We start from the raw sequence: 10,830 nt of genomic DNA on the forward strand, positions 1-10,830 counted from the left end.
CTCCTCAGGGTGGCGCTGAATACGAACATGTAGGGTTTCGCGCTCTCGACGGCGTGCACCACGCGCATCATCGCCGGCAACGGGCCCGAAAAGTCGAGACGTACGCCGCTATACTTGATCTGGTCGACCGTGCGGCCCGGTAGCGATTGAAACGCGCGGGACTGCGCGCCAGCCTGGCCGAGCATTGTCTTCAGCCGGGTCTGGAGATCGGCCGCGATCACATTTTCATTGGCGCCGGAGAGAAACTCGCCGCTCTGAAACTGCGTTTCCGTTTCTGACGCGAGGGCCTCGATGCGTGCGGCCTGCGCAGCCACCGCCTTCAGCCGGGCCAGCAGCCGCTGCTGGTCCTGGATGCGCCCTTCGCGCTCGGCGAAGACGGCGGCGACCGGAATCACACAGCCCCAGGCCAGCAGTCCCAGTACGGCCAGGTTCACAAGCACGAACCGGCCCCGGCGCATGAGCTGCGCATCGAACAGCCATGACCGCTTCATTGCTTCGGCTCCTTGGCCGCATCGGGCATCCGCACCGTGGCCTGCAGCGAAAAGCGCTCCCGCCCCTCGATCGGATCCATCGCGACAGGCGACGTCAATGCGGCGTCGACGAACAGCTTCGAGGTGTCGAAAATGCCGACGAGACTGGGCGCGGCAGTGGAAAATCCCGTCAGGGTGACCGAGAGGCTGGGCGCCTGCGTGCCCTCCGCCAGCCTGAGCTCGGTCAACCAGGAATGCGCCGGCAGTAGCCGCGTGGCTTCGTTCCAGATGTCGATCAATCCCGGCTGCGCGTAGCGCTGCAGACGAAGCCTGCTCAGCGTGGTCCTACGCTCCCGCAACTGCTCCATTATCGCTCGCACCTGCTCCGCGTTACGGCGCGCGACGACGAGATCGGCGTCGAGCTGGTCGAGCGCAGCCTGCTGACGGACATAGGTCAGGCCGGCCAGCGCGCCAGCAAGAAGCACAGCGCTGCAGCAAAGAGCAGCGAGCCAGATGCTGGCGGGTCGGCGGCCTGGCGCATTGCTTGCCAGTCGGATCGTCGGCGCGGCGTCGCCGAACACCACAAAACCGATCTGCGCCACCTGCAGCCCGAGCTGATCGGCCGCCTCCTGCACGGTCCGGCGCCGCGTCACCCATTGGCGCACCGCGACCCGGCCGTCGACCGTGGCACCGGCAGCGTGATCGGAATAGATGTCCTCCGCCTTGAACGGCGTCCTTCGCAGCAGGTCCTGTGGCACGATGGCATCGATCGCGCCCCGCGCCTCGGCCGGGAGCACGATGTCGCGGCTGAACATACCTGCCTCGGGCAGGCTCAGTCCGAGCGCGACGTCACGACGATCCAGGCCATGACGCGTCAGCAGCGCAGCGATCGCCGCCTCCGCGTCTAGCGACGATATCGCGGAGACGGCGAGTCTGGATCTCGGGTCGGTCAACCTCAGTCGCAGCGCGCCCTCGCGACGCTCGAGCACGATGCGCGGCTGTCCGGTTGCGGACAGCCAGGCGGCGACCCGCGACGGCAGCAGATCGAGCAATTCCGCACACCACCAGCTGGCGGCCCGCTGCATGAGCTCACCGGGACGCACCGTCCGCATCAGTTTCATCAATGCCCCCACCTCACCGTTCCCCCGTCATGCTCGCGGCCGCGCCATCATCCCATGCGCGTCGCGCGCAGCACCTCGTCGATGGTCGTCTCGCCACGCCAGACTTTTCGTACGCCCATGTCGTACATGCTCTGCATGCCTCTTGCGCGGGCGGCCCGCTCGATCGCCGTGTCCGTCGCCTTCGCCAGGACCAGGGACTGACAGTCCTCGTCCACGACCAGCATCTCCGCGATCGTCGAGCGGCCGGAGAAGCCGGTATGGCCGCAAGCCTCGCAGCTCTGTGGCTGGCGGATGTCGGGCGCCCCATGCGCACGCAGACCGGGCGCGGACTGCTCAAAGCTCTCAGCCCAATACGTCGCCTGCGGATGACGGGACGCGCAAGCCGCGCAGAGCTTCCGCACCAGACGCTGCGCGATCACGCCCTTCAGCGTCGAGGCCAGCAGATAGTTCTCGACACCGATGTCGATCAGCCGGGTGATGGCGGAGGCCGCGTTGTTGGTGTGGAGCGTCGACAGCACGAGATGCCCGGTCAACGACGCCTGGATGGCGATGCGCGCGGTCTCGAGATCGCGGATCTCGCCGATCATGATGATGTCCGGATCCTGCCGGAGCATCGCGCGCAGCGCATGCGGGAAGGTCAGACCGATGTCCGACTGCACCTGGACCTGATTGATCCCGGGCATCTGGTATTCGATTGGATCTTCGACCGTGAAGATCTTGCGCTCGGCATTGTTCAGCGCCTTGAGCGCCGTGTACAGCGTCGTGGTCTTGCCGCTGCCGGTCGGCCCGGTGACCAGGATGATGCCGTTCGGCTGCTGCAGGAGGGTTTGCAGCGTCGCGATGTGCTCCTCGGAGAAGCCGAGCTCGGCGAAGTCGAGGCTGACGCGGTTGCGGTCGAGCACGCGCAGCACGACGCTCTCGCCGAACGCGGTGGGAATGGTCGAGACCCGGAAGTCGATGTCGATGCCGCGCACCGCGATCTTGATCCGCCCATCCTGCGGCAGCCTGCGCTCGGCGATGTCGAGCTTCGACATGATCTTCACGCGCGAGGTGATCGCCGCGCGCAAATCCGCCGCGAGCACCTGCACCGTGCGCAGCACGCCGTCGATGCGATAGCGCACCAGCACCTGGTCAACATTCGGCTCGATGTGAATGTCGGATGCCCGCGCTTCGACGGCATGGGCGATGACCTGATTGACCAGGCGGATGATCGGCGCCTCGCTGGCAAGATCGCGCAGCCGCTGCACGTCCGCTTCATTGGCCTCGGTGCCGCCGCCGGGCCGGCTCTCGTCCTGGCTCGCGTTGCTCGGATACAGCACGCTGCACGCCTTGTCGAAATCGGCCGCCGTGAACAGGCGCATGTCGACGGGGAGCCCCGTCAGGAAGGCCAGCGCGCGGACCGGATCGTGGTTGAACGGATCGGTGACGCCGACCGCCAGCCGGCCCTCGCTTCTGCCGAGCGGCAGCACCCGGTTGTTGCGCACGAAGGCCGCCTCGACCAGCTCCGGCAGGACAGGCTCGATCGGCAGCTCGGCCATCCGCACCGGGTCGAGCGTCAGATATGTCGACAGCGCGGTAACGAGGCCCGCCTCGGAGACGAGCCCGAGCTTGGTCAGCACGTTATCGAGCCGGTCACCGGTGGTCTGCGCAGCCCGGCGAGCGCGATCGAGGCTCATGCGATCGAGGATGTTCGCCGCCAGCAGAAAGTCGCCGAACCCCTGCAGCAGCTCGCCGCGGTCGATGTCGAACATGGAGGGCTGGACGCCCGCGATGGCAGTGGGAGCGCGGCCGGCTGCCGGCATGATGGGATCGCTCATCTCATGCTCCAGCTCAGCACCCAAAAGGGTTGCTGCGGGTTTTCCGTCAGCCGAACGGCGACGTCGCCAACGACGCGACGCGATGCGTCTGAGAACTCCGTCCTGATGGCGAAGGCGCGCCCGCGCAACGCCGTCATCGGATTGCCGTCGATCTGCCCTGCGCTGTTGTCCATGCCCGCGCGCGCAGCCACGGTCGCCTCCGCACTCTGCGCCGTCATCCCGGGCAGCGCGCGCAGCACTTCGGGCGGCGCCAGTTGCGGATCGACGAACTGCCGCCCCGAATACACCGTGAGCGCCGGCGCGATCCTGGCGAAGATCTCCGGAGTCATGTCCATGACCAGGCGCAATTCGTCGACGCTCTGGAACGGGCCGTTGCGCGGCCGATAGGCGGCGTCGCGCACGGCATAGTCGCGGTCCTTGGCGCCATTGAGATGCTTGAGCGCCGTCGTGGTTCGCCAGTCGACGATCTTGTCGGTCAGGCGCGCGGCGGCCTGCGCGTCCAGCCCCGCCGATTGCAGCAGGCTGCTGAGCATGGCCTCGTCGGTCTGGTTGAGGTCGATGCGGCCGAGCTCGTCCTGCACCCGGATGGCGAGCTGCGTTCCGTTGACATCGAGCCGGTAGGTCCGGCCATCGGCGCGCCAGCGCCGCTCGGCCCGCGGCTCGAGCAGACCATCGACGGCGGCGTTGACGCCGGCCTCGACGAGCGCGGTCAGACCGGCCTGCGTGATCTCATTGTGCGCCAGGCTGTACGACACGCTGCTCGACCACGACAGCGACAGCGACACCGCGGTCAGCAGCGCGAGCCCCCAGAGCACCGACAGCACCGGCATGTCGCCTCTCCCTGCTAACGCCCGCGGCAGCGCATCGTGAGCGCGTCATAGACGCAGGCGACGTCAGCCTGCAGCCGCGGCGCGATCACCAGCTCCGGCCAGCTGCGTCCGTCGCCGGGACGCATCACGACGCGCAGCCGGATCACGCCCGGCGGCTCGATCTGTTGCTGCCAGCTGGTGCTGAACTCCGCTTGTCCCGATGCCGTGCCCCTTGGCGCATAGCCGAATTCGACCCGGTCGATATTCGAAACCAGGAGCGTTCGCTCCGGAGCCTGATCGACCGCCAGCTCCGCGCGAGACTGCAGCACCAGATCGACGCGGTCGCGCTGTCGCTCGGCAAACAGCTTGAAGCGGAACCGGCCGGCACCGCCGGAGACCGCCGGCGCATCGCTGAGGAATTCAAGACTCTCCGCCTCTCCGTCGAAATCGATCCGGCGTTGCGAAGTGCCCTCGCCCAGCATCATCGGATAGAGATTGCCGATCAGCCGCCGCAGCACGTCCCTTGCGGCGAGCTCGCGCTGAAACGCCTCGGTGCGGGCGCTGCCGCTGCGCCAGGCCAGCAGGCCGAACTTGACGCCGTCGAACAGCACGACGGCGAGCAGGCTGAACAGCGCGAGCGCGACCAGCACCTCGACCAGAGTGAAGCCGGCCTCATCGCGCTCGGATGGCAGCGTCATCAGCATGGGTCACCGTGATGCGGCGGCGATCGACGCGGGACGCGAAGCTTTCGGTCCGAGGCGGAGCGTCGACAGCGCGTAGGAGCGCGGCTCCTGACCTTCCATCCAGCCGACCTGGACGGAGACCTGATAGAGCTCGACCATGCGCGAATCCTCGGCCGATGCGGCGCGATAGGGGTGGATCGCGAGCTGCCAGCGATAGCCACCCGGCTCCGTGCCCTCGCGCGTCTCGATCCGCAGCGGACTGACGGGGCCGACCTGCGTCAGCACCGATTGCGCCAGCGACACCGCGCCGGCGAGCCGCTCGGCCATTCCCGCTCGCGACAGCCCCGTCGACAACAGGCTCATGACCAAGGTCAGGCCGAGCGACAGCATGGCGAGCGCGACGATGACCTCGACCAGCGTGAAGCCGGCCTCATCGGCATCCGTCGCACGCGTCATTGCTGCCGCGACGTCGGTCATGGCTGCCAGCTCGTCACATTGGCGTTGGCCGTGGTCTCGTCCTCGCGGCCGTCGGGGCCGAGCGAGACGATGTCATAGGCGCCGTGCTGGCCGGGGAATTTGTAGACATAGGGCCGGCCCCAGGGATCGGCGGGCACCAGCGTGCCGCTGAGATAGGGGCCGTTCCAGCTCGTCGCCGTCGCCGGCTTCTGCACCAGCGCGCCCAGGCCCTCGGCCGCCGTAGGATAGCGGCCATTGTCGAGATGATAGAGATCGAGCGCCGAGGCGAGGCTGCGGATCTGGATCCGCGCCGTCTTGAGCTTGGAGTCCGACAGATAGCTCAGCACGCGCGGACCGACGAGACCCATCACGAGGCCGATGATGGTGATCACGACCAGCATCTCCACCAGCGTGAAGCCCGCTTCGCCGCCGCGCGTCCGTGCCCGGCGCTGCAAGCGCCGCTTCATCAGATCGCTGAACTTCGTCCATCCCAGCATCATCGCCTCCTCCTCAACATGTGCCGGCCATCCGCACCGTCCCCGTCAGCCATTCCACGCACAGCCGCTGCCGCCGCCCGTTCAGCTCCAGGCTGAGATCGCCGCCGGTCGACGAGCCGTCCGGAAAGAAGCGGACGCCGCCTTCGGCAGCGCCCGTCCGCGTCGCGGCGGCATAGGTCAATTTGGCCTGAAGCCCGGTGGCGAAGGCGCGCGGCGGCACCACCTCGGAGCCGAAGCTGCGGCGGTCGACGTCGATGCGCAAGGTCATCGCCCGGTTCTGCAGGATCGCCGCCTCCCGCGTCGCGCGCAGCGCCGACGCGATCTCGCTCGCCGCCGCATCCAGGCTGACGCTGCCGGCGCCGCGCGACAGCAGCGGCACGGCGGCGGAGGCGGTCAGCGCCAGGATCACCAGCACGGCCAGCATCTCGACCAGCGTGAAGCCGTCGCTCCCCCCTGCCTGCCGTTGTGTTGCCGACCTGCTCATCGTCCGGCCAGATCATTGATGCTGAGCACGGCGGTCATCACCGGCATGATCAATGCGCCGATGATGAGCGCGATGCCGACGGTCATCGCCGGCGTCAGCGCCGCCATGAAGCGATCCACGCGGGTCTGCAGCTGCTTCTCCAGCATCTCGGCGACGCGCAGCAGCATGCGGTCCAGCCGGCCGGCCTCCTCGCCGACCGCGATCATCTGCAGCGCCACGGCGGGCAGCGCCACCGTCTCGCGCAGCGCGCGATGCAGCGCCGTGCCCTGCTGCACCTTTTCGATCGCCTGCTCAAGGCCCGCGCGGAGATGATCGTTGCCGACGACCTCGCTCGCCGACCGTGTCGCCGGGATCAGCGGCACGCCGGCCGAGAGCATGGTGCCGAGCGTGCGGGCGAAACGCGCGGTGTCCTGCTGCAGCAGGAAACTGCCGGCGAGCGGCAGCCGCAGCAGCAACCGGTCGAGCCGCCGGCGGCGCGCCGCATCGGTCATGGCGAAGCCGATCGATCCGCCGAGCAGCGCGAGCGCGGCGAGACTGGCGAGGACAATTTCGAGCCAATGCGCCTGCAGCGCCAGCATCGCCTGGATGGTCAGCGGCACGGGCTTGCCGCTCTGGGTGAAGATCGGCGCCATCGACGGGATCACGCCGCCGATGATGATCGCGAGCGTGACGAGGCTGAGCACGATCAGCATCGCGGGATAGATCAGCGCCGACTGGATGCGCGCGCGGATTTCGGCGCGCCGCTCCAGGAGCTCGGCGAGCTCGCTCAGCACCTGCGCCAGCCGGCCGCCGCTCTCGCCGGCGCGGACCACCGCAACATAATCAGCAGGAAAGATGCGCGGCTGGCCATGCATCGCCTCCGACAGCGGCCGGCCGTTGAGCACGTCGGCGAGCAGCGCCGCGGCCAGCGTCTTCAGCCGCGCCAGCGAGGTCTGCGCCTGCACGATCCTGAGCGCGTCGTCCATCGGGATGTCGGCGCTGCACAGGGTCGAGAATTCGCGGGTGAAGGCAAGGAGGTCGCCGCGCGCCGCGCCGCCGCCGAGCGTGATCTCGCGATTCCACCATGGCGTTCCGCCGCCGTCGAGGCTGCGCATCTGGAACGGCGACAAGCCCTGCGCCCACAGCGTGGCATCGGCGGCGGCCACTGACGCCGCCTCGATCGTTCCTTCCGCGAACGCGCCGTCGGTACCGTAGGCCTGGTAGCGGAAGCGCGGCATCAGTCGAGAATCCTGCGGCCGGTGTCCTCGACGCGGCGCCGCGCCGGCGGGCGGCGATGCGGCCCCTCGATCGCCATGTAGCGGCGATACTCCTCGGTGACGCTGCGCGCCTCGTCGAGGCTGCGCATCACATGGGGGCGGATCAGGATGATCAGCTCGGTCTTGCCGATCACATTGTCGCGGCTGCCGGCGAGATTGCCGACGAAGGGAATGTCGCCGATGATCGGCAGTTGGCTGCGGCCGGTGGTGCGGCTGTCCTGGATCAGCCCGCCCAGCACCAGCGTGTCGCCGTCGTTGACGACCACCGAGGTCCGGATCTTGCGCTGCCGGATGGTCGGCGAGTCGATGTTCGACGTCGTCGTCGGCGCCACGCTCGATACTTCCTGCTCGATGTCGAGCAGCACGCGGCCGCTCTCATTGATGCGCGGGATGATCGACAGGATGACGCCAGTGTCCTTGTAGCTGACCGAGTTGACGATCGGCGCTCCCGTCGTCAGGGTCGAGGTCGCCGATTGCGTCGTGATCGGCACTTGGTCGCCGATCTGCAGCACCGCCGGCTTGTTGTCCATCACCGCCAGCGACGGCGAAGACACGATGTTGACGTTGGTGATCTGGTTCAGCGTGTCGATGGTCGCGGCGATGTTAGCCGCGGTCAGCGCATAGGAGAAGCCGGGAAACACCGAATTGACGGCGCCGGAGGCCGCCTCCGTCAGGGTGAATTTCGAGCTGTGCTTCTGCATGTACCATTGCACGCCGAAGCGCAGATCGTCGTTCAGGGTGACCTCGGCGATAGTCGCCTCGATCAGCACCTGGTTCGGCATCTGGTCGAGCCGCTCGATCACCTGCAGCACACGCTTGTAGTCGGCCTGCGCCGCCTCGATCAGGATCGCATTCTTGGCCTCGTCGGCGACGATGCGCAGCCGCGGCCCGTCGGCATCGCCATCGCGGCCGGTGGGTGCAGCCGGAGCCGCCGCCGGCACGACGCTCGGCGCCGCAACCGCCGGCGCGGCATTGCGCATGCCGCCGAAGCCGCCGCTGGACGCGCCGAGCCCGCCGGTGAAGGACGGCGATGACGATCCGGACATGCCGCCGCCGGAGGATGACGGTTGCGACTGCACGCTCGCCTCCTGATAGTTCGGCGCCACGGTGCGCCGCGCCGTCGTCGCGGCCTGCGTATCGGTGGGGAACATCGACTGCAGCACGTCGACCAGCTCCTGGGCGCGGCGGTTCTGCACGGCGTAGGTGAAGAGCTGCTTCTCGGACCCTTGCGCCTGCGCGTCGAGCTTGCGGATCCAGGTCTCGGCGCGGCGCAGATAGGCGAGCTGCGGCGAGATCACCAGGATCGAGCGCAGCCGCTTGTTGGGCACGAACTGCACCATGCCAGCCATCGGCCCGTCGCCGCGGTCGGAGCCGAACACGCTCTTCAGCTCGGTGGCGATCGCGTCGGGCGCCGAAGTCTTGACCGGGATCAGCGCGAAGGACATGCCCATCATGGTGTCGACGTCGAACAGCGCGATCGCCTCCATCATCGCCGCGATCTCCTGGCGATTGCCGGACAACGTGATCAGGTTGCGCGCATCATCGACCCGCAACACCCCACCGCGCGGCGCGATCGGCTCGACCACGCGCCTGATCTCGGAGGCCGAGACAAATTTCAGCTGCACCACCTGCAGCCCGTTGCCGACCATCTCGCCGCTATCGGCGACATCATCGGCGCGATACGCCGCCGACACTGCCGTCTGGTCCGCCGCCAAAACCCGATAGATGCCCCGATTGTTGACCACGGCCGCATTGTTGGCCCGCAGCGCGGCCTGGAACAGATCGATCACCGCCGCCCGCGCCACCGGCCGCGGCGTCTGGATCGTGACCCGCCCCTCGATGCCCGGATCGACCGTGTACTTGACCCCGAGAATATCCCCAAGCACCGTCTTCGCCGCCTGCGGCACCGGCACCCCGGCGAGATTGATGGTGACGCCGTCAGCGACATCCTCCGCCCCGCGCGGCACGCCCCCGGTCGGCGGCTCGCCGACGAAGCGCCCGGTGCCTTCCATCACGGTGCCAGGACCGCCTCTGTTGTCATCGAGCAGAGGCGATCCCGAGATCCTCCCGGCCCGCGCACTGCCCGCAGGCGACCGCATCGCCGCCTGAGCCTGCGCAGCCGACCCAGCTTCCGCAGCACTCGTGCTCCAAGCGAACGACGAGGTCCCCTCCTCCACGGTCTGGCAGGCCGACAGCACCATCGGAAGCGCCATCCACCAACTTATGCGAGCTCCGCCACGCACTACAGTTCACCCTAGTCCAAAGCAGCCAACGCCGCTCAACAACTAACAGGCAGAGTCTAGAGGGTTTCGGGAGCAATAGATATTGCTCGGAGGCCTCGCTGGTGCGTCATGCACATGCTTTCACACTGACAAATATCAGAACGCAACCAGTGGTTTTATTTGTATGTAAACTCTCCAAAAGAGAACAGACTGCAGCTGTACCTGCTCATGCACTAAATCAACCAATTACATGCACTGTCACTGACGTTGCCCCCGTCAAATTAGGCCAGTTTGAGCTGGAATTTTCCACTTATGATCCCCACCCGGGACGGAGAAGAGTTCCATGAAGGCATCAAAGCTTTCGGAAGCGCAGACCGCGTTTGTTTTGAAGCAGGCTGAGGACGGCCTGGCGGTTGCGGAGGTGCGCCGCAAGGCCGGGATCAGCCAGACGACCTACTTCAATTGGAAGAAGAAGTATGCGGGCCTGATGCCATCGGAGATGAAGCGTCTGCCCGAGCTCGAGGAAGAGTACGCCAAGCTCAAGCGGATCGTTGCGGACTTGTCGCTCGACAAGGTCATTGCTGCAGGATGTGCTCTCAAAAAAGCTTAGAGGCCTGGCCGCAAGCGCGAGCTTGTCGACAAGGTGCGACACGACTGAAAGTCTCGATCAGGCGCGCCTGTTCGGCGCTTCGGATCGATCGCGCAGTGTACGTTTACGAGTCCAAGCGTGGCGACGAGGCAGCCCTCAAAAATCGGATCAAGGATGTCTGCCAGACACGGGTGAGTTACGGATATCGCCGCGTCCACATCCTGCTGCAGCGTGACGGTTGGGCCGTCAACGTCAAGCACATCTATCGTCTCTACAGGAAATTAGGCGTGCAATTGCGCAACAAAACGCCGATGCGTCGGGTCAAAGCCAAGCTGCGCGAGGACCGTACCGACGCATGTCAGATCAACGAGACCTGGGCGATGGATTTTGTTCACGATCAGCTCGCTACCGGTCGGAAGATCCGGG

10 protein-coding genes and 1 pseudogene are annotated in these 10,830 nt (G+C 67.0%); 1 reads left to right on the top strand and 10 read right to left on the bottom strand.

Annotated elements, in window-relative coordinates; translation table 11 throughout:
• From gspM to gspD, 10 genes are all read right to left on the bottom strand, one after another.
• Positions 1-491: type II secretion system protein GspM (gspM, locus tag BRAS3809_RS16620; RefSeq protein WP_035656501.1), on the bottom strand; the 491-nt coding region annotated here is incomplete at its 3' end.
• Positions 488-1,603 carry a PilN domain-containing protein gene (locus BRAS3809_RS16625; RefSeq protein WP_139017368.1) on the bottom strand — a complete coding sequence of 372 codons (1,116 nt, stop codon included), beginning with the start codon at positions 1,601-1,603 and terminating at the stop codon, positions 488-490. The genes gspM and BRAS3809_RS16625, both read right to left, overlap by 4 nt.
• A 35-nt stretch (positions 1,604-1,638) precedes the next feature.
• Positions 1,639-3,408, bottom strand: a complete 1,770-nt coding sequence (locus BRAS3809_RS16630; RefSeq protein WP_008963278.1) for a GspE/PulE family protein — start codon at positions 3,406-3,408, stop codon at positions 1,639-1,641.
• Positions 3,405-4,238, bottom strand: coding sequence for a type II secretion system minor pseudopilin (locus tag BRAS3809_RS16635; RefSeq protein ID WP_008963279.1), 834 nt, complete (start codon positions 4,236-4,238; stop codon positions 3,405-3,407). Before BRAS3809_RS16635 ends, BRAS3809_RS16630 begins: the two co-directional genes overlap by 4 nt.
• Positions 4,239-4,252: 14 nt before the next feature.
• Positions 4,253-4,915 carry a prepilin-type N-terminal cleavage/methylation domain-containing protein gene (locus BRAS3809_RS16640; RefSeq protein ID WP_240535694.1) on the bottom strand — a complete coding sequence of 221 codons (663 nt, stop codon included), beginning with the start codon at positions 4,913-4,915 and terminating at the stop codon, positions 4,253-4,255.
• A gap of 9 nt (positions 4,916-4,924) precedes the next feature.
• On the bottom strand, positions 4,925-5,377 hold the full coding sequence (locus BRAS3809_RS16645) for a type IV pilus modification PilV family protein (protein ID WP_008963281.1): 453 nt from the start codon (positions 5,375-5,377) through the stop codon (positions 4,925-4,927).
• On the bottom strand, positions 5,374-5,856 hold the full coding sequence (gspG, locus tag BRAS3809_RS16650; protein ID WP_008963282.1) for a type II secretion system major pseudopilin GspG: 483 nt from the start codon (positions 5,854-5,856) through the stop codon (positions 5,374-5,376). The genes BRAS3809_RS16645 and gspG overlap by 4 nt, the downstream gene beginning before the upstream one ends.
• Positions 5,857-5,866: 10 nt before the next feature.
• Complete coding sequence (locus BRAS3809_RS16655; protein ID WP_008963283.1) at positions 5,867-6,337, bottom strand: GspH/FimT family pseudopilin; 471 nt, start codon at positions 6,335-6,337, stop codon at positions 5,867-5,869.
• Positions 6,334-7,554, bottom strand: a complete 1,221-nt coding sequence (locus BRAS3809_RS16660; protein WP_008963284.1) for a type II secretion system F family protein — start codon at positions 7,552-7,554, stop codon at positions 6,334-6,336. The genes BRAS3809_RS16655 and BRAS3809_RS16660 overlap by 4 nt, the downstream gene beginning before the upstream one ends.
• Positions 7,554-9,806, bottom strand: a complete 2,253-nt coding sequence (gene gspD, locus BRAS3809_RS16665) for a type II secretion system secretin GspD (protein WP_008963285.1) — start codon at positions 9,804-9,806, stop codon at positions 7,554-7,556. The genes BRAS3809_RS16660 and gspD overlap by 1 nt, the downstream gene beginning before the upstream one ends.
• Positions 9,807-10,158: 352 nt before the next feature.
• On the opposite strand from gspD, the pseudogene BRAS3809_RS37355 reads away from it, so the two are divergent.
• Positions 10,159-10,830 (top strand): annotated as a pseudogene (locus tag BRAS3809_RS37355) (transposase); the annotation flags it as partial.

The sequence above is a fragment of the Bradyrhizobium sp. STM 3809 genome (assembly GCF_000239795.1).
Classification (GTDB): Bacteria; Pseudomonadota; Alphaproteobacteria; order Rhizobiales; family Xanthobacteraceae; genus Bradyrhizobium.

Coding starts and splice junctions, on each gene's coding strand:
- BRAS3809_RS16630 (WP_008963278.1), bottom strand. CDS start 3,408: ATGAGCGATCCCATCATGCCGGCAGCCGGCCGCGCTCCCACTGCCATC.
- BRAS3809_RS16635 (WP_008963279.1), bottom strand. CDS start 4,238: ATGCCGGTGCTGTCGGTGCTCTGGGGGCTCGCGCTGCTGACCGCGGTG.
- BRAS3809_RS16640 (WP_240535694.1), bottom strand. CDS start 4,915: ATGACGCTGCCATCCGAGCGCGATGAGGCCGGCTTCACTCTGGTCGAG.
- BRAS3809_RS16645 (WP_008963281.1), bottom strand. CDS start 5,377: ATGACCGACGTCGCGGCAGCAATGACGCGTGCGACGGATGCCGATGAG.
- gspG (WP_008963282.1), bottom strand. CDS start 5,856: ATGATGCTGGGATGGACGAAGTTCAGCGATCTGATGAAGCGGCGCTTG.
- BRAS3809_RS16655 (WP_008963283.1), bottom strand. CDS start 6,337: ATGAGCAGGTCGGCAACACAACGGCAGGCAGGGGGGAGCGACGGCTTC.
- BRAS3809_RS16660 (WP_008963284.1), bottom strand. CDS start 7,554: ATGCCGCGCTTCCGCTACCAGGCCTACGGTACCGACGGCGCGTTCGCG.
- gspD (WP_008963285.1), bottom strand. CDS start 9,806: ATGGCGCTTCCGATGGTGCTGTCGGCCTGCCAGACCGTGGAGGAGGGG.